Here is a 21,202-nt window from a genome sequence, read left to right on the forward strand (position 1 = left end):
CCGTGGCCCGACGCAAGCCGAACCTCAATGAGCTTCTGAAGAAGCTCGACTACCGCTTTGAAAAGCCCGAACTCCTGGACGAGGCACTGACCCATGTCAGCGCGCCTCAGGCGGCGGGTCAGAGCTATCAGCGGCTGGAGTTTTTAGGGGATCGCGTGCTCGGTCTCGCCATCGCCGAGCTGCTCATCAAGACCTTTCCCAACGCACCCGAGGGCGAACTCTCCCGGCGTCTGGCGGAACTCGTGCGGCGGGAAAGCTGCGCCGAGATCGCCATCGCCTGGGATGTCGGGCCCTATCTCAAGCTCGGCGCCGGCGAGGCGCATTCGGGCGAGCGGCGCAACCAGACCATCCTGGCCGATGTCTGCGAGGCGATCATCGGCGCCGTCTTCCTCGATGGCGGCTACGAGGCTGCCCGCGATCTCGTCGAGCACTCGTTCCAGACTTTGCTGGAGGCGCCTCGCCGCCCCCTGCGCGATCCCAAGAGTGCCCTTCAGGAATGGGCTCAAGGCCGCGGCCTTCCGCCGCCGACCTATTCCGTAGCGGAGCAGACAGGCCCCGATCACGCGCCGAAGTTCCGGGTCATGGTGAAGGTAAAGGGTGCCGAGAGCGAATTCGGTCTCGGCACTTCGAAGCGCATTGCGGAACAGGCTGCGGCGCGAAGCCTTCTCTTGAGAGAGGGCGTCTGGACGGAGGAAGAGCATGGAGCAGCCTGAGCAGACCAACACCAAGGCCGGTTTCGTCGCTCTCATCGGCGCGCCGAACGCGGGCAAATCGACCCTCCTGAACTCGCTCGTCGGCTCGAAGGTGTCCATCGTCTCGCGCAAGGTGCAGACGACGCGCGCCCTCGTGCGTGGCATCGCCATCGAGGGCGAGGCCCAGATCGTGTTCGTGGACACGCCTGGTATCTTCAAGCCGAAGCGCCGCCTCGACCGTGCCATGGTCACCTCGGCTTGGGGTGGAGCAGGCGACGCGGATGTCATCGCCCTTCTGCTCGATGTGCGTAAAGGCATCGACGAGGAGGCCGAGGCGATCCTCGAGAAGCTGCCCGAGCTGAAGCGCCCGAAGGTGCTGATCCTCAACAAGATCGATCTGATCGAACGCTCGAAGCTCCTGGACCTCGCCGCGAAGCTCAACGAGAAAGTGCCGTTCGCCCATACTTTCATGATCTCGGCCCTGAAGGGCGACGGCATCCAGACTCTGAAGCGTCAGCTGGCCGAGATGATGCCGGAAGGGCCCTGGCTCTATCCGGAGGATCAGATTTCCGATGCGCCGCTGCGCATGCTGGCCGCCGAGATCACCCGCGAGAAGATCTACGAGCGCCTGCACGAGGAATTGCCCTACCAGTCCACCGTCGAGACGGACCAGTGGCAGCAGCGTCCCGACGGTTCGGTGCGCATCGAGCAGACCGTGTTCGTGGAGCGCGACAGTCAGCGCAAGATCGTGCTCGGCAAGGGCGGCCAGACCATCAAGGCCATCGGCCAGGCGGCCCGCAAGGAGATCGCCGAGATCGCAGAAAGCCCCGTGCACCTCTTCATCTTCGTGAAGGTGCGCGAGAACTGGAGCGACGATCCCGAGCGCTATCGCGAGATGGGCCTGGAGTTCCCGCGGGGTTAAGCCCTATAGGCCGTGCGCAACCCGCCCCAGTGACGCCCGAGGATACGGATCGGGGCATCCACCTCCTGCATCATCACGATCTTGCCGCCGCCCATGTCGCGCGCATAGGCCTGCACGATGAAGGGGCGTGTGGAGCGGGCGGCCGTGATGCCGGCGCGATCGTCGAAGATCCGCTTGTTCCGGGCATTGGCCGCATTCCACACCGGATCGCCGGCGCGCTGCGGCTGCGAATAGATCCGGTTGTGAACCGGGATATAGCCATTGCGGTCGATGGCGAGGCAGAAGGCCATCGCCGGGTCGGAGGCCAGAACCGGCTCCAGGAGCGAGGGCAGAAGCCTCTCGAAGGTCGAAAGATAGACCGTGCTGTATTGAACGGGGTCGGTGCCGGGAAGCTGCTTGTAATCCGTGTCGAAGACCGCCTCGCGCGAGACCGTGCCCTCGGATAACGCCCGCTCGATCATTGTCTCCACCTGACGGGCTGTTTCCTGGGCGAGCAGGATGCGTGGCTTATAGGCCGCTTCGACCTGAGCGATGAAGCCGTCGATACGGCCTCGCGTTTCGGCGTCGAGCCTGTCGAAGGCGCAATGGATACCCATCGTGCTCGTTGCCACGACGCGCAGTTCGACGCGGCCGACATTCTGAATCTCGATCTCAGCTGTCGCACCGGCCTCGATCCGAATTTCGGCGACCGACGCGAGCAGAATGCCGCAGTGGCTAATGTCGACCAGCCGCGTGGCGGCGTTCCGTCCACCGATCCAAATAGTGGCTGGGCGATCGACAGGCAGGCGGTCGGATTGTCGCCGGTCGCCGAGTTCGCTCTGGCGCATGACGGTAACGAACCGTTGCCCCAAAGCCTTCGCCAATCCATCCGCCGTCTTCGTCGCCTGATCGGCCTGATGGGCTCTGTGGTTGGCGTTGAGGGAGATGGTGTCTACTTCGCCCGCGGACTGACTCACCTTGTCGACGCTGCCGGAGGTCACGCTCGCCAAGCGGGATACTTCGCCGATGGCGGAATTCTGCTCGCTGACGGCATTGCGGACCGTGTCGAAGACGGGCCGAACGCTTTGAACCACGTCGACGACCTCCGTCACAGCGCTCGTGGACGCCTGCGCGGTCTCGCGCAGATGGTCGATGCGCAGGCGGATGTCGTCGGCCGCCCGGGCGGTCTGCGTGGAAAGAGCCTTCACCTCGGACGCCACGACCGCAAAGCCCTTTCCGGCTTCGCCGGCTCGCGCTGCTTCGATCGTGGCATTGAGGGCCAGAAGGTTGGTCTGTCGCGCCACCGTCGAGATCGTTTCGACGATGCCGACGATTTCCGCCGTGGCGGCCGAAAGTTGCGTGATGAGGGCGCTGGCCTTCTGGGCTGCCTGGACCGCGTTGTCGATCCGCTCGTTCGCATGATCCATCGCCCGGCCGATCTCGGCCGATGTGGCAGTCAGTTCCTCCGTGGAGGACGCGAGCGAGAGGGTCTCCTGCGAGGCGGTCCGGCCGGCCGAGGCCAGTTCTCCGGCATGGTTGCGGATATCCACTAGGTCCTTCTCGACAGCCGCTACATCCGCGGCGGCCACCGCAATTGCCTGAGTGACGCCTTGGATCGCCTTCAGGACATCGGCCTCCAACGCGTCCACGACCTCGGTATTGAGGCGGTTTTCGCGCGGGACTGACGGGATCGTTTCCTCCGGAACGAGGCGAATGTCTTCATTCGCCTCGTCGATTTGTGGAGCGCGCCGCAGAATACCGAACATCGCCGGGCTCTCGTCCTTTATGTTGTTGACTCAACGTCACCTGAAAAGGTTAATGAAGGCGAAATACTTGGTTCATCTCATCCAAAGGTCGCATTCATAGGCGCGAGAGCTTTGGCGAAGATCCGTTCATGCAAGTGTTTGTCCCTGCGCCAAATATTCCCTAAAGTAATCTGTCCGTTTCGACGCTAACATTTCGGAGCGTCCATGAGCAGCCTTGCAGATCAGACGACGCAAAGGCGCCTAGCAGCGATTCTTGCCGCTGACGTGGTGGGCTATTCGGACCTGATGTCAAAGGACGAGGAAGGCACGCTCGCACGTCTCAGGGATCTGCGGCGCCAAGCGGTCGAGCCGGGAATCCAGACCCATCGCGGCCGGCTGGTGAAGACGGTCGGGGATGGGTTCCTCGTCGAGTTTGCGAGCCCTCTGGCTGCGGTCCGCTGTGCGGTCGAGCTGCAGGAAGCGGTCGCCGCCGCCTCGAGGGAGGCTGCCAGGCCTTTTCGACTGCGCATCGGGATCAATCTCGGTGATATCATGATCGAGGAAGACGGTGATATCTTCGGCGACGGCGTGAACATCGCATCCCGCCTGGAGCAGATGGCTCCGCCGGGAGGAGTCTGTCTGTCCGGCAAGGTCTACGAGGAGGTGCGGGATAAGCTTCCCTACCAATTCGAGGACCAGGGCGAGCATCAGTTCAAGAACATCGGCCGGCCGATCCGGGTCTACTGTATTCCCTTAGGTGCAGACGCTGCGATTTCCCCTGGCGAAACAAAACCCGTCGCTCCCGCGATGGACAGGCCGTCCATCGCCGTTCTGCCCTTCGTCAATATCAGCAAGGACCCGGAGCAGGAATACTTCGCCGACGGCATCGTCGAAGACATCATCTCGGCCCTGTCCCGGTTCCGGTCCTTTCTCGTCATCGCCCGAAACACGACCTTCACGTACAAGGGACGGGCAGTGAATGTGCAGCAAATCGGCCGCGAGCTCGGCGTACGATACGTGCTCGAAGGTAGCGTCAGGCGCTCCGGCGAGAGGATCCGCATCACCGCGCAGCTGATCGATGCAGCAACCGGGATGCATATGTGGGCCGAGCATTACGACGGCGTCGTCGCGGATGTCTTCGATCTGCAGGATCAGATCACTGCCAGCGTGGTAGGATCGATCGAGCCGTCGATCCGTACAGCTGAGATCGAGCGTGCGAGACGCAAGCGCCCCGACAATCTCGACGCCTACGATCTCGTCATGCGCGCGCTGCCCTATGTCTGGTCACTGGACCAAGGGGACAATCGGGAGGCGACAAGACTGCTCGAGAAGGCCCTTGTTCTCGATCCTGGCTATCCGCTGGCTTTGTCGCTGGCCGCATGGTGTCGCGGGCAGCGAGTCGTCTACAACTGGTCCACGAACGTCGATGAGGACAAGCGCGAAACGCTGCGCGAGGCCCAGGCTGCAGCAGCCTTGGCTCATGACGATCCCTTCATCCTGACGGTGCTCGGCGCGGCTCTTACGATCACGCGGGAATTCCAACGCGCTGCACCGATGCTGGAACGGGCATCGGCGCTCGATCCGAACTCGGCCTGGGCCTGGAACCGCAGCGGATGGCTTCATAATTATCGGGACGAACCGGACATTGCCATCGAGCATTTCGAGCGCTCGCTTCGCCTGAGTCCGTTCGATCCGATGGCGTTCAATTGCGAGATGGGGATCGGCAGTGCCCATTTCATCGCAAGGCGCTACGACGAAGCCGTTCTATGGCAGGAAAAGGCGCTGGTTTCCAAGCCAAGTGCCGCCTGGATACATCGTGGTCTAGCCTCCAGCTATGCATGGGCTGGAAATCTCGACAAGGCGCGGGAATCTGTGGGCGAGCTCACGCGAAACTATCCCGACATCACGATCTCGGACATTCTCGCGGCTCTTGCCTTCAGCAGAGAAGCGCTGAACCGCTACGCGGAAGGCCTGCGTCAGGCAGGCCTTCCGGAATGATCGCGCTATTACTGGTTCTGTCCCTGCAGCAGCGGAGTGATCCGGCGCAGCGTCGCGCGGCGGTTCTCGCGCTCCGGCGACTGCGTACTCACCTTCAGATACTGCTCACCGTAGCCTTGCGTGGTCAGGTTTTCGGCAGGGATCTGGTAGCGCTGTGTCAGGATCGTCGCGATGGTCTCCGCGCGACGGTCGGAGAGGGTCAGGTTGTCCTCGTCCGAACCGACCGCATCCGTATGACCCTCCACGAGGAAGATCTCGTTCGGATTGCGAGAGATGGCCTCCTGCAGGCCGCGGGCGATGCCGGCCATGGAGCCGATCTGGTCGTCCGGAAGCTCCCATGAACCGAACTCGAAGGTGATCGTGTCGAGGTCCACGCGCCGCATGCGCTCGCGCAGGGGCTGGCTCCGGCGCACCTCGTCGAGGGTGTAGGCCCGTTCGATGCGCTCCACCGGCGGAGCCGTGAAGGCTTCGACGATATCGGCCTCGGACGCGCGTTCCGTCTCGACGATGTATCTTTCACGCGGGATACGGACCACCGGAGGCGGCAGGCGGATCACCTCCTCCTCCACGTAGCCGTATCCGGGACGCCGGTCGATGCCGCGGCGTTGGTTCTCGATGAGCACGACTTCGCGGCCGGCGGGCTCCCGCCTCACGCGGCGCACGAGATTGCCATCCGAGTCACGAACGGTGACGATCTCGGAACCGTCGGGACGGCGCACGATGGTGACCTCTTCATCGGCACCACGCCGCTCGGTGCGGATGTCCGCATCGCGATAGGTGCGGCGGAAACGCTCGTTCTCGTCGCTGCGGATGATGACCTGATTGCCCTCGCGGATGATGGTGCGGTTGCCGGGCTCCTCGATGATGACCCGGTTGCCTTCGCGCCGCTCACGGCGCTGGCTGCGCAGATCGTCGATGCGGACCCGCGACGGATCGAGCGGCTCGGCCCGGCCGGGAGCTGCCTGCTGAGATGGTCTCTGCGCGGGGAATTGCTGGGCAGGGGCCGAAGGAGCAGGAGGCGTCGGCTGGGCGCGGGTCGCAGGTGGGGCTGCGGGAGCAGGCGCTGAAGGGGCAGGCTGCGCAGCAGCAGGAGGCGTCGCCGGTAGGGTCGGCCTACCGGGCTGCTCCTGCGTCGGCCGCTGGCCGCGCAGGCGGTCGGGGCTCTCGGCATTGTCGGAGCGTCCGGGCCGCTCACGTTCGGCCGGTCGCTGCTGCGCGGGAGTCGGGGGAGTAGCTGGCTGGGCGGCCGGTGGGGGTGTGGCCGGACGGCTTTGGCCGGTGGGAGCCTGCGGTTGCGGGCGCTCGGCTGGCCGTTGATCGCGCTCCTGGGCGGCAGGGCGCTGCGGCCGTGCCGGGGTCTCGGCCGGAGGCTGGGTTCGCTCGGCGGGAGCCTGCTGGGCCGGACGGGCAGGGGCGGCATCAGAGGGCGATGTCGGGCGCTCCGACGGTGGGCCGGGCTCGCGGCGGGGGCGTGGTGCGCCTTCATCGGCCCCCTGGCCGCCGGGGCCGGCCCCGCGCGGCGGACGCTGGCCGCGCTCTTCGGACGCGCCAGGGCCGCCCTGATCCTGTCCGCCCTGTCGGCGCTCCTGACCTGGGCGCGCGCCGCGTTCCCCACGCTCGCCGTTCTGTCCAGGTCGTCTTGGGCGGACACCGGGCGGCAATTCCTCATCGGTTCCAGGACCGGCCTGGGCCAGGACGAGAGGTGTTGCGGGTGTTGGCTGGAAGGCCGAGACTTGGACCGGCAGCAGCATCAGGGGAAGGGCGGTACTCGCAAGAAACAGACCGGAGAGCTTCATGATCCTCAATTCATCACTTGGCAGATTAAAGTCATCGACAATGACAGTGGGCGGGGTTTGTTCCGCAAAAGGGCGGGATTCTGCTTTTGAAACAGAATTTTAGAAGTTCGCGGATATCGTTGAAAAATATGGATGAATGCCGCCTGAATGCTTACATCAGAGGTTCAGGAAGCACTCTCGCCGAAGGCAACCGAGACGGATGCAATGGACTGATGAAGGCGTCGTTCTCGGCGTCCGCAAACATGGGGAAACGAGCATCATCCTCGAGCTGATGACCCGCGGGCACGGGCGCCATCTTGGGCTCGTCCATGGCGGCCGCTCGAAGACCTTGCAGCCCGTCCTCCAGCCGGGAAATACCGTCCATGTGACTTGGCGGGCGAGGCTCGACGAGCATCTCGGGACCTATCAGGTCGAGGGTCTGAATCTGCGGGCCGCACGCCTCATGGGCTCCTCCATGGCTCTCTATGGCCTCGCAACCCTGGCGCACCTGCTGCGCTATTTCCCGGAACGCGATCCGCACTTTGCTCTCTACGAGACCTTGATCGTGCTGGTCGATCACCTGGACGATCCCGATCTCGCGCCAGCGCTCTTTGTGCGGTTCGAACTCGCCATGCTGACCGAACTCGGCTTCGGCCTGGACCTCACAAGCTGCGCCGCCACGGGCAGCGAGCGGGATCTCACCTATGTCTCCCCGAAGAGCGGACGGGCGGTCTCCGCCACGGCGGGAGAGCCCTATAAGGACCGTCTGCTCAAGCTTCCGGGCTTCCTGATTGGTCAGAGCCGGTCCAACCGGCCAGGCGAAGGGGAAATCCGGGCCGGATTTGCGCTCACGGACTTCTTCCTGCATCAGAACGTCTTCGACCCGCACGGGCAGAGGGCGCCGGAGGAACGGGCGCGTTTCGTCGCACTGGCCACAGCTGGGGACGAATGAGGTTTGTTTCTGTTATGTTCTTGTTTCAGATGATAAGAAGCGATTCGCTATTGAGGATTTCGAGTAATGGGTAAGCCGGTCAATCCACCGTCAGGCGGCGAGATCGAGAACATCAATCTCAAGGACGCCCTGGAGGAGCGCTACCTCGCTTATGCGCTCTCCACCATCATGCACCGGGCGCTGCCGGACGCGCGCGACGGGCTGAAACCCGTCCACCGCCGCATCCTGCACGCCATGCGCCTCCTGCGGCTCGATCCGAAGTCGGCGCCGAAGAAATGTGCCCGCATCGTCGGCGACGTGATGGGTCAGTTCCATCCGCACGGCGACCAGTCGATCTACGATGCCCTGGTGCGCATGGCGCAGGATTTCGCCCAGCGCTACCCGCTGGCGGACGGGCAGGGCAATTTCGGCAATATCGACGGCGATAACGCCGCGGCCATGCGCTACACCGAGGCGAAGCTGACGGAAGTGGCGCGGCTGCTGCTGGAGGGCATCGACGAGGACGCGGTCGATTTCCGTGAAACCTACGACCAGACCAACGAGGAGCCGGTGGTACTCCCAGCGGCCTTCCCGAACCTGCTCGCCAATGGTTCGCAGGGCATCGCGGTCGGCATGGCGACCTCGATCCCGCCGCACAACGCGGCCGAACTCTGCGACGCGGCGCTTCATCTGATCTCGAAGCCGAATGCGACCTCCGAGCAGCTGATGCAGTTCGTGCCGGGTCCGGATCTGCCGACCGGCGGCATTATCGTCGATACGCCGGCCGCCATGGCCGAGACCTACCGCACCGGCCGCGGTTCGTTCCGCGTGCGTGCGCGCTGGGCAAAGGAGGATCTCGGTCGCGGCAACTGGCAGATCGTTGTCACCGAGATCCCGTATTCGGTGCCGAAGTCCCGCCTGATCGAGAAGATTGCGGAACTGCTGCAGGAGAAGAAGCTGCCGCTCCTTGCCGACGTGCGCGATGAATCGGCAGAGGATATCCGCGTGGTGCTTGAGCCGCGCGCAAAGACGGTCGATCCGATCATTCTGATGGAATCGCTCTTCAAGCTCACCGAGCTCGAGAGCCGCATTCCGATGAACGTGAACGTGCTCGCCGGCGGCAAGGTGCCGAAGGTGTTGAGCCTCGCGGAATGCCTGCGCGAATGGCTCGATCATCGCCGCGAGGTGCTGATCCGCCGCTCCGGCTTCCGGTTGGCTGCTATCGACAGGCGCTTGGAGATCTTGGGCGGTTTGCTCATCGTCTATCTCGACCTCGACCGGGTGATCAAAATCATCCGCGAGGAGGAGGAGCCGAAGCAGGAGCTGATGCGCGTCTTCCAGCTCACCGAGGTCCAGGCCAACGCCATCCTCGACACGCGCCTGCGCTCGTTGCGCAAGCTCGAGGAGATGGAGCTCAAGCGCGAGCAAAAGAATCTGCAGGACGAGAAGGCCAAGATCGAAGAGCTTTTGGGCTCCGAGAAGGTACAGTGGAAGACCATCGCGGGCGAGATCAAGGAGGTCCGCAAGACCTTCGGTCCCGAGACCGCCCTGGGCAAGCGCCGCACCTCCTTCGCCGAGGCACCGGACACCTCCGACATCGACTTCGCGGAGGCTATGATCGAGCGCGAGCCGATCACGGTCATCGTGTCCGAGAAGGGCTGGATCCGCGCCATGAAGGGCCACCAGGCCGATCTGTCCGGCGTGCAGTTCAAGGGCGACGATGCGCTGAAAACCGCCTTCTTCGCCGAAACCACGTCGAAGATCGTCGTGGTGGCGGATAACGGACGCTTCTTCACCCTCGATGCCTCCAAGCTCCCCGGCGGGCGTGGCTTCGGCGATCCGATCCGCCTCATGGTCGATCTGGAGGAGGGTGCCGATTTCATCGCGGCCTTCCCGTACAAGATGGGCTCGAAGCTGCTCGTGGTCGCCACCGATGGTCGCGGCTTCGTGGTGCCGACTGACGACATCACGGCCAATACCCGGAAAGGCAAGCAGATCCTCAACCTCGACGCGCCCGCCAAGATGGTGGTGTGCACCGAGGCCGAGGGCGACCATGTCGCGATCATCGGCGAGAACCGCAAGCTGCTGATCTTCCCTGCGAAGCAGGTGCCGGAAATGACACGCGGCAAGGGCGTGCGCCTCCAGCGCTACAAGGATGGCGGCGTCTCCGACGCCAAGGTCTTCAAGCTGAAGGAAGGACTGACCTGGAAGGACACCTCGGGTCGTACCTGGACGGTCGCCAAGGAAGATTTGCGCGACTGGATGGGCGATCGCACCGAAGCCGGCCGCCTGCCGCCGAAGGGCTTCCCCAAGTCGAACAGGTTCGGGGAGTGAAACTAAGTCAAACGTCATCCCGGACGGCGCAAGCCGATCCGGGATCGGTTGACGAACTTTCCCACGTCATGGCCGGGCTTGTCCCGGCCATCCCGATTTGAAAAGCGCGACGCTTTTCCTCAACACGTCATCACCGGCGCATGGCCGGTGATGACGTGTTGAGAGTTCGGTCGCCGTCGCGTGTATGTCTGCTTTTTTAGTCCACCCGCACCCAGCCATGCGCTAGAAGCCGCTCCTGCGGCTTGAAGCGGGCCTTGTAGCCCATCTTCTTCGAGCCATCGACCCAGTAGCCGAGATAGAGATAGGGTAAACCCATCGCCTTCGCGCGGCGGATATGGTCGAGGATCATGAAGGTGCCGAGACTGCGGTCGTGCATCTCCGGCTCATAGAATGAGTAGACCATGGAGAGTCCGTCGCTCATCTCGTCGGTGAGGCCAACGGCGATCAGGTCGCCCGATCCCTTGCCGGTGATGCCGCTATCGATTCCGCGCCGGCGATACTCGATCACCTTCGTGTCCACGTGGCTGTCTTCGACCATCATGGAATAGTCGAGCACAGTCATGTCGGCCATGCCACCGTCGGCATGGCGCGCATCGACGTAGCGTCGAAAAAGCGAGTATTGCTCCGATGTCGGGCGGTTGGGCAGGGCGTTGCCGATGAGATCGGTATTGTCCTTCAAAACCCGCTTCAAGTTGCCTGACGGCTCGAACTCGTCCACGAGCACGCGAACCGAGACGCAGGCACGGCATGCGTCGCAGGCTGGTCGGTAGGCGATGGTCTGCGACCGGCGGAATCCTCCCTGTGTGAGGATCTCGTTCAGCTCACGGCCGCGGCGCCCCACGATATGCGTGAAGACTTTGCGTTCCTCCTTACCCGGCAGATAGGGGCATGCGGAGGGAGAGGTGAGGTAGAATTGCGGTGCGTCGCGTGGCTGGCTCGTCAAGCGGGATTGCCCTGTGGAGAAACCTTGAGCGCTTCATCAACGCTCAAGGATAACATTGGTGTCCGCAACGTCCAGGAAAAGAAGGGGGAATGTCACAGGGCTTTGTTTCCGAAAAGACTCGAGCCCCCGCTGTCATCCCCGGCGCGCCGCAGGCGCGGGAAGGAGATCCACTCACATACTCAGCGCGATGGATTCCCTTCCCCTCCGCTTCGCTCCGGCCGGGAACGACACCGTAGCACTTCTCGCATCGGGATCACCGGCACAAGGCCGGCGGCGACGGTGGAGTCCGATGGCTTACGCCCGCACGACCATCATGCCAGTCAGCAGGTCGCGGATGAAGCGCCGGTCGTCCCGGACGAAGCCGACGAGCACGTCGCAGGCCCAGAGCAGGAAGGTCGAGATCGCGACATAGAAGAACAGCGCATGCACGGCTGCAGCGAGCGGCGAGACGCCTCTGCCAGTCTGCGGGTTGATTACGCGCAGGCCCATGGTGCGCATTCCGACCGTCGCCTGGGACGCTCCGCCGATGGTGAAGGCGTTGTAGAAGATGAAGATCAGGGCCGTGAGCGGCAGGGCGAAGAACAGCCCCCAGGCGAGACCGAGCGTGATGATTCCAAGAAAGAAGATGGCGATGGAAATCAGCACGACCCAGAGTCCGATCACGACCAGATCGATCAGGTAGGCCCAGAAGCGCCGGGAGATGACGCCTTCCGTCAAACGGGTGTCCAACTCGTAGGACGGGTAGTTCAGCGTCGGCGGGTACGGTCGATTGACCATCGGTCTCTCCTCAAAAGGCGGTCTCGGGCAGGCTGCGGGATTCGATCCGCTGCGGTGCGAGCCCCTCCGCCGCAAGGGCCTCGAACACCTCCAATGTATGTTGTCTGTCCCGCGTTTCGATAGTGATGTCGATGGAAACGCCCTTGGCCGGCACGTCCAGGAAGAGGCGCCCGTGTGAGACCTCGAGAATATTGGCGCCCAGATTGCCGAGAAGGCTCGCCACACGCCCCAGGAAGCCGGGCCTGTCATGGGAGGTGATGCGGAAGGAAGTGATCCGGTCGTCCCGCTCCAGCTCACGTACCATGACGGAGGCCAGGATCCGCGCATCGATATTGCCACCGCAGAGCACGAGACCGACACGCTTGCCCTGGAACCGCTCAGGCTCTGCCAGCATGGCGGCGAGGCCCGCAGCGCCCGCGCCCTCCGCCATCGTCCTCTGCAGGGTGGCATAGGCATTGACCGCGCGCTCGATCAACGCCTCCTCGACCGGGATGATCTCGGACACGAGATCGCGCACGATGGGCAGGGGCAACTGACCCACGGTTTTCACCGCGATGCCCTCCGCCAGCGTCGCGCCGCCGATGGGACGGTTCTCGCCGAGAATGGCATTGCGGAAGGACGGGTAGAGGGCGGCCTCCACGCCGATGATCTCGATGGAAGGTTTCAGCGCCTTCGCGGCGATCGTGATGCCGGAGATCAGCCCGCCGCCGCCGATGGGAACCACGATCTGGTCGAGATCGGGCGCGTCGGCCAGCATTTCCAGAGCGATGGTGCCCTGGCCTGCCATGACCTTCGGGTCGTCATAGGGATGGACGAAGATGAGCCCATCCGCATCGGCAATTGCGCGGGCGCGGGCGGCGGATTCGTAGAGTGTCTCGCCCTCCAGGATGACCCGGGCGCCATAGGAGCGGGTGTTCTCCGCCTTCACCAGGGGCGTGCCTTCCGGCATCACGATGGTGGCGGGAATGCCGAGGCGGCGTGCGTGATAGGCGACCGCCTGGGCATGGTTGCCGGCCGACATGGCGATGACACCGTGCTTGCGCTCAGCCTCGGAGAGACTCTCCAGCTTCGTGGCGGCGCCGCGCTCCTTGAAGGAGCCGGTCGGCTGCATGTTCTCGTGCTTCACGAACACCGTCGCGCCGGTCAACTGCGACAGGCGAGGGGCCGGCACCAGGGGCGTCCGCAGGACCTTGCCCTCGACCGTCTCTGCTGCGCGCTTCACATCCTCGATGGTGATGGCGTAATTGGCCACATTGTCCTCCGAAATCTTACTATACGCCCTTAAACGGGTCTTGGTGTCGGATCCTTGAAGCCCAGCAATCCGCCGGGCCGGAAGATCAGGAATACGACGAGGGCCGCATAAAGCGCCATGTCGCGCACTTCGATGGGGAGATATGCCGACCACAGGGTCTCGAACAATCCCACCGCGAAACCTCCTAACATCGCGCCGGGGATCGAGCCAATACCGCCGATGATGGCGGCAATCAGCGCCTTAAGACCGTATTGGAAGCCGCCGGCGAAGCCCAAGCCCCCATACTGCGCAACAATCAGCATCCCCGAGAGACCCGCCATGGCTCCTGCAAGCGCCAAGGTTTGGATCAGAAGGCGAGGGCCGTTGACGCCCATGAGGGCTGCTGCAAGGGCATCGTCCGCATAAGCACGCCAGGCTCGTCCGAAGCTCGTTGCCTGGACGAGCCAAAGGAGGATTACGGCCGCGATCAGACCGATGCCGGCTGTGATTACCGTGATCGGTGTCAGGCTGACGAGAAAATTCTGGGCGCGGAAGAGAGGCCAGGCCTCGGACCAGATGGGCGGCAGCCAGACTGTCACGGGGCTCTGCACGAGGCGCAGGTATTCCATCAGGAACAGGGAGAGGCCCACCGTCGCGATCAGGCTCGGCTGCGGGCTGGTGCTGACGATGCGGCCGATGGTGAAGTAACCGCCAACCGCGCTGTGGATCGCGCCTGCAAAGAGAGAGGCCACAAGACCCGCCGCAAGGCCAAGAACGGGCGAACTCGCGCCGAAGCCCAGCATGATCGAGGCCCCGGCAACCGTTGCCGCCGAGCCGATCGCCGCCAGTTCTCCGAAGGCCAGATTGATCCGTCCGCTCAGCCCGAACACGAGGGCGAAGGCGACCGACAGCAGGGCATAGATCGCCGTCCGCGGCAGGCTCACCAGGATCTGTTGCAACCAATATGCGACATCCATCGGGATCTCGATCACGTCGGCGGCCGGCTGGCTTCCCGGATCGCCGGCAGCTCCCTCCGGCGTTTCGAGATAGTAGCGTTTCAGGAGATAGAGACTGGCGCCGGAGAGCGGCCCTTCCTCGGTCGCGAGGCCCACCAGTTCAGTCTTGTTGGGAGAAAGTCCCTCCGCGACGAAATGGCAGATCGCGAAGCGTTCCAGGATCGGGCGGTCCGTATAATGGGTCAGGTAATCGACCCGCAGGCTTCTCGGCACGGGGCCGGTCTGCACCCGTTCAACGGTAATCGCCGCGCCGGGATTGAGAGCGGGCAGGGCGGAGCGGCACACCCGCGCCTGCTCCGCATCGATGGAGATCCCGCAAGCCGCCAAAAGACTCAGGCTCGATAGGACAGCGGTGAAGCACCAGATCCTGATGAGCCGTGAGCCTGTCACGAAACGGGGTCTTCGCTATTGGCGTCGGCTTTCAGCCCTGATTTTTCAGCTTTTCCGCAACGTGGGGGGCGAAATAGGTAAGGATGCCGTCCGCGCCAGCACGCTTGAAGGCCAGGAGGCTTTCCATCATCGCCCGTTCTCCGTCGATCCAGCCATTGTTGGCTGCGGCCTGGATCATGGCATACTCGCCGGAGACTTGGTAGGCGAAGGTCGGAACGGCGAAGGTGTCCTTCGCACGGCGCACAATATCGAGATACGGCAGGCCGGGCTTGACCATGATCATGTCCGCGCCTTCCTCTAGATCGAGGGCGATCTCCCGCATGGCCTCGTCGGAATTCGCCGGATCCATCTGGTAGGTGCGCTTGTCGCCGACGAGCGTCGCGCTGGTGCCGATGGCGTCCCGGAACGGCCCGTAGAACGCGGAGGCGTACTTCGCCGCATAAGCCATGATCTGCACGTCCTGGAAGCCTGCATCGTCGAGGCCCCCGCGGATGGCGGCGACGCGCCCGTCCATCATGTCGGATGGGGCAATGATGTCGGCTCCTGCCTCCGCCTGGAGGACAGCCTGACGTACCAGGAGAGAGACCGTCTCGTCGTTGAGGATGCGATCGCCGTCCATCACGCCATCATGGCCGTGACTCGTATAAGGATCGAGCGCGACGTCGCAGATGATACCGATGTTTGGAACCGCCTTCTTGATCTCGCGCACGGCGCGGCAAACGAGATTGCGGCTATTGAGCGACTCGGACCCGGTCGGATCGCGTAAGGAAGGATCGGTGTAGGGAAAGAGCGCGATGGCGGGAATGTTGAGGGAGGCCGCCCGCTCGGCCTCGCGCACCGCCTCGCCGATGGTGAGGCGCTCGACGCCGGGCATTGACGTCACAGGCTGGCGTCCGCTTGTGCCCTCGACGATGAAGATTGGCCAGATCAGGTCATTGGCCGTCAGTACATTCTCGCGTACCAGCCGCCGCGACCACTCGGCCTTGCGGTTGCGTCGCAGGCGGTGGGACAGGTTCAGGGAGGAAGAGGGAGCTTCATCCGAGGTGCGGCGGGGGAACGGCGACAGTTTTGACATCATCCTCATCCAATGCCGGCTTCGATGCGCCGGCGGAGGCCAAGAGGGTTAGCACATTTAAAATGCTCTAAAAAAGGGTTCGAGGTCGCAGTTCGGCCCAATCCATGTGAAATTGCCCTCAAACCAGCCATACATTGACGGCCGACGTGGGGTGTCACCCTCGGGGGAGCCGAAGGCGAGGGAAGAGGATCATAGCGCCGAGCGCGTGGGTGCGGTCCCTTCCTCTCAGCTCCGCGTCCTTCCGGGAATGACACTGTGTCCATTGACGGCTAGCCTGCGCCTTGTTTTAAGCCGAACCGAAACGAAGGAGTGTTCCATGGACGAGAGCGTTGAAGTTCTCTGCGCGAAGCAGGGCGAGGCGGGCCTCATCACGCTCAACCGTCCGAAGGCGCTCAACGCTCTGACCCTGAACATGGTGCGCGAGATCCGCCGGGCGCTCGATGCCTGGGCGCAGGACCCCTCCGTCACGCGGATCGTCGTCCAGGGCGCGGGCGAGAAGGCCTTCTGCGCCGGTGGCGACATCCGGCAGCTCACCGAGGACCTCAAGGCCGGAAGGCGCGAGGAGGCGCTCGCCTTCTGGCGCGAGGAATATCAGCTCAACATTGCCATCAAGCGCTATCCAAAGCCGTATGTCTCCCTCATCGACGGGATCGTCATGGGCGGCGGTGTCGGTGTGTCCCTGCATGGCGCCTACCGGATCGCAGGCGACCGCTACCTCTTCGCCATGCCCGAGGTCGGCATAGGGTTTTTCCCTGATGTCGGCGCGACCTATGCGCTCCCGCGTCTGCCGGGGCAGACTGGCATGTATCTTGCCCTCACAGGTGAGCGGGTCAAACGTGCCGATGCGATGATGCTGGGGCTTGCGACCCATGCGGTTCCGAGCGGAAACATCGAGGGATTGCGTGACGCGCTGATCGCCGGAGATCCCGTGGAGGTGGCCCTGTCCCGGGTCGCAACCGATCCCAGTCAGGCTCCGCTGGAGACTGAGAGGGAGATCATCGATTCCTGCTTCTCCGCCGATAGCGTCGTCGAGATCCTGGCCCGCCTCGACCAGGCTGCGGCAAACGGGTCAGAGTTCGCCGCCAAGACCGCCGCAGGCATGCGGGCGAAATCGCCGACCAGTATGAATCTCGCTTTCGAGCAGGTGCGCCGGGGAGCGTCCATGGATTTCGAGGAGGCGATGAAGACCGAGTTCCGTATCGTGTCCCGGATCGGCGATGGCCATGACTTCTTTGAGGGTGTGCGGGCAGTCCTAATCGACAAGGACAACCAGCCACGCTGGCAGCCCGCTTCCCTGGATAAGGTGGGCAGGGCCGTCATCGACCGTCACTTCGCCAGCCTCGGCGACCGGGACCTGGAGATCGCCTGATGACACGCAACGGCAGCCAAAGCTCATCCACTGCGGCGCGGGAGTATCTGTCCGATCGCATCGAGGAGCGTCCCGTCGCGCCCACCATCATGCGCTGGAGCTTCGTGCTCACCTGGTTCATGCGGGTCCTGGCGATCCTCTGGATCATGAAGGGCCTGAGCGCCTGGGCCGTAATCCTGGGCATCTGGACCCCCATCGGCCAGTTCGAGGCACGCTCGACGGGCTATCAGGCCACCATCATCTACTTCGCCCTGATCGACCTGATCGCGGCGGTCGGCCTTTGGATGGCGAGCACTTGGGGCGGCATCATGTGGCTGCTCGCCATCATGAGCCACCTGATTCTCGCGGCATTTTTCCCAGGGATCGTCTCCGGCGGCGTCATGACAGTGGCATTCTTCCTGACGCTGATGGCCGTCTATCTCGGCATGTCATGGCTGGCGGCTCAGGAGAACCACTGAGGCGGCTGCGGAACGGCCAAGCTCCTCACGCAGAAGTGTATCCTCAAGAGCACAGTTCAAAGTTACATAGGCGCCGAAGGCGGTTCCGAGGCTCGAGAAACTCCGGACAGGCCCGTTTGCCATAAAACGGCCCCGATGTTCCTCGTTTTCGATACCGTTCTTTAATCCTATCCCGGCACTTATCGCTGGGAGAGGGGGCAGATGCGGATATTCGTCCGCCGCTTCCACAGTCGACAACATCTAACCGGGAAGAGCCTGCGCTCATGTTCTCTCGCCGTACCCTCCTGACCGGATCGCTCGCCCTGATCTTCACGCCGGCTACCGGAGCCCTGGCCCAGCAATTCGCGCAGAGCCAGGCCGAGTGGTCGCAGAACTACGAGGCAGTCTCCCGCACCCGCGTGCAGCGGACCTCGACCCCGATGGTCTCGGCCGAGTCGCTCGCTGCCACCGAGCAGATGATCGAGTATTACCGCAACATCGCCGCCCGCGGCGGCTGGCAGCCTGTCCAGGGCGTCCAGGGCCTGCGCATCGGCTCGAAGAGCCCGGCCGTCATCGCGTTGCGCCAGCGCCTGATCGTTACCGGCGATCTCGACCAGACGGCCGGCGAATCGCCGATCTTCGATTCCTACGTCGAGGCCGGCGTACGCCGCTTCCAGGCCCGCCACGGCATCAGCTCCACCGGCACCATGACTGGCCCGACCGTCGTTGCCATGAACGTGCCGGTCGAGATGCGTATCCGCCAGCTCGAGATCAACGTGGCTCGCCTGCGCAGCCTCGCCTCCGGACTGACGAACAAATACATCGTCGCCAACATCCCCGCCGCTCTCGTCGAGACGGTGGAGGGCGGCGTCGTCCACACCCGCCACGCCGCCGGCGTCGGCAAGATCGACCGTCAGTCGCCGCTGCTCAATTCCAAGGTCGTCGAGATCAACTTCAACCCGTTCTGGACGGCTCCTGCCTCGGTGGTCAAAAAGGACCTCATTCCGAAGATGCAGAAGGAGCCGAACTACCTCACTGAGAACAGGATCCGCATCTTCAATGCGGCTGGGCAGGAGGTTCCCTCCAGCCAGATCAACTGGTTCTCGGACGAGGCGACCCGCTATCGCTTCCGCCAGGATCCGGGCGGCGACCTGAACTCCATGGGCTTCGTGCGCATCAACATCCCGAACCAGCACGGCGTCTACATGCACGATACGCCCTCCAAGGGTATCTTCGGTGACGATTTCCGCTTCGTCTCCTCGGGTTGCATCCGCATCCAGAACGTGCGCGACTACATCGAGTGGCTCCTGAAGGACACTCCCGGCTGGACCCGCGAGCAGATCGACGCGACCTTCAAGTCCGGTGAGCGCATTGACGCCCGTCTGGCGCAGGCGGTTCCGATCCACTGGGTCTATGTCACCGCCTGGGCGACCCCGGACGGCCTCGTGCAGTTCCGCGACGACATCTACAACAAGGACGGCCTCGGAAACGCGATCCCGGTCGCTAGCCGCACCCCGACTGAGCCGGACGCCGAGATGTTCCTGCAGAACTGAGGATTTGAGACAACGCTCCCAACAGCCCGCCCTTTGGCGGGCTGTTGCATTCCTAAAGCTTAGTAGACATGTCTCAAGCGTGGGTTGGCTCCCTTGAGCCAGCCATGATAAAGGCCTGGGCAAATTCAGTCCGAGCGGCCGGTTCGAGCCGGGCTCACAGGAAGGCGAGGGTTAACCCATGAGCGCGAGTGAAGCGGCACGCAGCCATCTCTCCAACAGCTTTTTCTCGGCGAGCCTTGCCGACAGCGATCCTGAGATCGCCCGCGCCATCGGGCTCGAGCTCGGGCGTCAGCGCGACGAGATCGAGCTGATCGCCTCCGAGAACATCGTTTCCCGCGCGGTCCTGGAGGCCCAGGGCTCGGTGATGACCAACAAATACGCGGAAGGCTATCCGGGCCGCCGCTATTACGGTGGCTGCCAGTTCGTCGACATGGCCGAGGAGCTCGCCATCGAGCGCGCCAAGCGCCTGTTCGACTGCAAGTTCGCCAACGTCCAGGCCAATTCCGGCTCCCAGGCCAACCAGGCCGTGTTCATGGCCCTGATGAAGCCCGGCGACACCTTCATGGGCCTCGACCTCGCCTGCGGCGGCCACCTGACCCACGGCTCCCCGGTCAACATGTCCGGCAAGTGGTTCAACGTGGTCAGCTACAAGGTGCGCGAGAGCGACCAGATCATCGACATGGACGAGGTCGCGCGCCTCGCCCGCGAGCACAAGCCGAAGGTGATCGTCGCTGGCGGCTCGGCCTATTCCCGTTTCTGGGATTTCGCCCGCTTCCGTGAGATCGCTGACGAGGTCGGTGCCTTCTTCATGGTGGACATCGCGCATTTCGCGGGCCTCGTGGCCGGCGGCGCGCACCCATCGCCGTTCCCCCATGCCCATGTGGTCACCACCACAACCCACAAGACCCTGCGCGGCCCGCGCGGCGGCATGATCCTCACCAATGAGGAGGACATTGCCAAGAAGGTCAATTCTGCGATCTTCCCCGGCCTCCAGGGTGGTCCGCTCATGCACGTGATCGCGGCGAAAGCCGTCGCGTTCGGTGAGGCGCTGCGTCCCGAGTTCAAGCTCTATGCCCGTTCGGTAGTCGATAACGCCAAGGTGCTAGCCGACACCATGCTGGACGGCGGTTATGCCATCGTGGCCGGCGGCACGGACAACCATCTGATGCTGGTCGACCTGCGCCCCAAGAAGCTCACCGGCAAGGCTGCCGAGGCTGCTCTGGGCCGTGCGCATATCACCTGCAACAAGAACGGCGTGCCTTTCGACCCCGAAAAGCCGATGGTCACCTCCGGCATCCGTCTCGGCACCCCCGCCGCGACCTCGCGCGGCTTCGGCGTCGCCGAGTTCCGCAAGGTGGGCGAGCTGATCGTCGAGACTCTCGACGGCCTCGCCAAGCACGGCGACGAGGCCAATGCGGCAATTGAGGAATCGGTCAAGAGCCGAGTCCACGAGCTGACCCGCCGGTTCCCGATCTACGCCTGAGGTTTGGGCTGATCCATGCGTTGCCCCTATTGCGGGAGCCTGGACACCCAGGTGAAGGATTCCCGCCCCACGGACGATTCCTCGTCCATCCGTCGCCGCCGCATCTGCCCTGATTGCGGCGGACGGTTCACGACCTTCGAGCGCGTGCAGCTGCGTGAGCTGACGGTCCTGAAGCGCTCCGGCCGGCGGGTGCCGTTCGACCGGGACAAGCTCCAGCAATCGGTGGAGGTCGCGCTCCGGAAGCGTCCGGTGGACCCGGAGCGGGTCGAGCGGATGATCAATGGCATCGTGCGCCAGCTCGAGAGCATGAGCGATGGCGAGGTGCCGAGCGAGACGGTGGGTGAACTCGTCATGGAAGGGCTGAAGGGCCTCGATGACGTGGCCTATGTCCGCTTTGCTTCCGTCTACAAGAATTTCCGTGAGGCCAAGGACTTCGAGGAGATTCTTGGCAAGCTGGCTGAGGGCGAGTCCGAGGACGATCTGCCGCCTCCGCCGAAGAAAAAGCGCGCCCCGAGCGAGCAATGAATTCTCCGGGGGCGACAGGGCAGCAAT

At 63.7% G+C, this 21,202-nt stretch carries 17 protein-coding genes; 10 read left to right on the top strand and 7 right to left on the bottom strand.

The features are described from left to right. The first annotated feature begins 2 nt into the window (after positions 1 to 2). Positions 3 to 713 (top strand): ribonuclease III, encoded by a 711-nt coding sequence (gene rnc, locus ACS5Q1_RS07575; RefSeq protein ID WP_473097587.1) that lies wholly within the window; start codon positions 3 to 5, stop codon positions 711 to 713. Further along, complete coding sequence (gene era, locus ACS5Q1_RS07580; protein WP_203439611.1) at positions 700 to 1,614, top strand: GTPase Era; 915 nt, start codon at positions 700 to 702, stop codon at positions 1,612 to 1,614. Before rnc ends, era begins: the two co-directional genes overlap by 14 nt. Here the strand turns inward: era and ACS5Q1_RS07585 are convergent. Then, positions 1,611 to 3,359, bottom strand: a complete 1,749-nt coding sequence (locus tag ACS5Q1_RS07585) for a methyl-accepting chemotaxis protein (protein ID WP_473097588.1) — start codon at positions 3,357 to 3,359, stop codon at positions 1,611 to 1,613. The genes era and ACS5Q1_RS07585 overlap by 4 nt on opposite strands. Positions 3,360 to 3,563: 204 nt before the next feature. Between ACS5Q1_RS07585 and ACS5Q1_RS07590 the strand changes: the two genes are divergently transcribed. Further along, complete coding sequence (locus tag ACS5Q1_RS07590) at positions 3,564 to 5,336, top strand: adenylate/guanylate cyclase domain-containing protein (RefSeq protein WP_473097589.1); 1,773 nt, start codon at positions 3,564 to 3,566, stop codon at positions 5,334 to 5,336. Positions 5,337 to 5,344: 8 nt separating this feature from the next. On the opposite strand, the gene ACS5Q1_RS07595 is transcribed toward ACS5Q1_RS07590, so the two are convergent. Beyond that, entirely contained in the window at positions 5,345 to 7,132 is a 1,788-nt protein-coding gene (locus ACS5Q1_RS07595; protein ID WP_473097590.1) for an OmpA family protein, read from the bottom strand. Positions 7,133 to 7,331: 199 nt separating this feature from the next. On the opposite strand from ACS5Q1_RS07595, the gene recO reads away from it, so the two are divergent. Both recO and parC read left to right on the top strand, forming a co-directional pair. Next, on the top strand, positions 7,332 to 8,063 hold the full coding sequence (gene recO / locus ACS5Q1_RS07600) for a DNA repair protein RecO (protein ID WP_473097591.1): 732 nt from the start codon (positions 7,332 to 7,334) through the stop codon (positions 8,061 to 8,063). A 66-nt stretch (positions 8,064 to 8,129) separates the two neighbouring features. Continuing rightward, entirely contained in the window at positions 8,130 to 10,376 is a 2,247-nt protein-coding gene (gene parC / locus ACS5Q1_RS07605; RefSeq protein ID WP_473097592.1) for a DNA topoisomerase IV subunit A, read from the top strand. Between the two features lie 196 nt (positions 10,377 to 10,572). Here parC and ACS5Q1_RS07610 read toward each other — a convergent pair whose 3' ends face one another. The 5 genes from ACS5Q1_RS07610 to hemB all read right to left on the bottom strand — a co-directional run bounded on the left by ACS5Q1_RS07610 (position 10,573) and on the right by hemB (position 15,808). Then, a complete protein-coding gene (locus ACS5Q1_RS07610) occupies positions 10,573 to 11,319 on the bottom strand; it encodes an arginyltransferase (RefSeq protein WP_473097593.1) in 747 nt (248 codons plus the stop codon). 294 nt (positions 11,320 to 11,613) lie between these two features. Continuing rightward, positions 11,614 to 12,096 carry an RDD family protein gene (locus ACS5Q1_RS07615; protein WP_203439605.1) on the bottom strand — a complete coding sequence of 161 codons (483 nt, stop codon included), beginning with the start codon at positions 12,094 to 12,096 and terminating at the stop codon, positions 11,614 to 11,616. A 10-nt stretch (positions 12,097 to 12,106) separates the two neighbouring features. Beyond that, on the bottom strand, positions 12,107 to 13,348 hold the full coding sequence (locus ACS5Q1_RS07620) for a threonine ammonia-lyase (protein ID WP_473097594.1): 1,242 nt from the start codon (positions 13,346 to 13,348) through the stop codon (positions 12,107 to 12,109). Between the two features lie 29 nt (positions 13,349 to 13,377). Further along, positions 13,378 to 14,733, bottom strand: a complete 1,356-nt coding sequence (locus ACS5Q1_RS07625; protein ID WP_473097595.1) for a branched-chain amino acid ABC transporter permease — start codon at positions 14,731 to 14,733, stop codon at positions 13,378 to 13,380. A 31-nt stretch (positions 14,734 to 14,764) separates the two neighbouring features. After that, positions 14,765 to 15,808 (bottom strand): porphobilinogen synthase, encoded by a 1,044-nt coding sequence (hemB, locus tag ACS5Q1_RS07630; protein ID WP_473097610.1) that lies wholly within the window; start codon positions 15,806 to 15,808, stop codon positions 14,765 to 14,767. 316 nt (positions 15,809 to 16,124) lie between these two features. Between hemB and ACS5Q1_RS07635 the strand changes: the two genes are divergently transcribed. From ACS5Q1_RS07635 to nrdR, 5 genes are all read left to right on the top strand, one after another. After that, complete coding sequence (locus tag ACS5Q1_RS07635; protein ID WP_473097596.1) at positions 16,125 to 17,177, top strand: enoyl-CoA hydratase/isomerase family protein; 1,053 nt, start codon at positions 16,125 to 16,127, stop codon at positions 17,175 to 17,177. Continuing rightward, on the top strand, positions 17,177 to 17,635 hold the full coding sequence (locus tag ACS5Q1_RS07640) for a DUF6163 family protein (protein ID WP_473097597.1): 459 nt from the start codon (positions 17,177 to 17,179) through the stop codon (positions 17,633 to 17,635). The genes ACS5Q1_RS07635 and ACS5Q1_RS07640 overlap by 1 nt, the downstream gene beginning before the upstream one ends. 263 nt (positions 17,636 to 17,898) lie before the next feature. Then, positions 17,899 to 19,167, top strand: a complete 1,269-nt coding sequence (locus ACS5Q1_RS07645) for a L,D-transpeptidase family protein (RefSeq protein WP_203439600.1) — start codon at positions 17,899 to 17,901, stop codon at positions 19,165 to 19,167. Between the two features lie 178 nt (positions 19,168 to 19,345). Then, entirely contained in the window at positions 19,346 to 20,650 is a 1,305-nt protein-coding gene (glyA, locus tag ACS5Q1_RS07650) for a serine hydroxymethyltransferase (RefSeq protein ID WP_473097598.1), read from the top strand. A 15-nt stretch (positions 20,651 to 20,665) separates the two neighbouring features. Further along, on the top strand, positions 20,666 to 21,175 hold the full coding sequence (gene nrdR / locus ACS5Q1_RS07655; protein WP_203439598.1) for a transcriptional regulator NrdR: 510 nt from the start codon (positions 20,666 to 20,668) through the stop codon (positions 21,173 to 21,175). The last annotated feature ends 27 nt before the right edge of the window (positions 21,176 to 21,202 follow it).

The organism is Microvirga sp. GN3 (assembly GCF_055792825.1).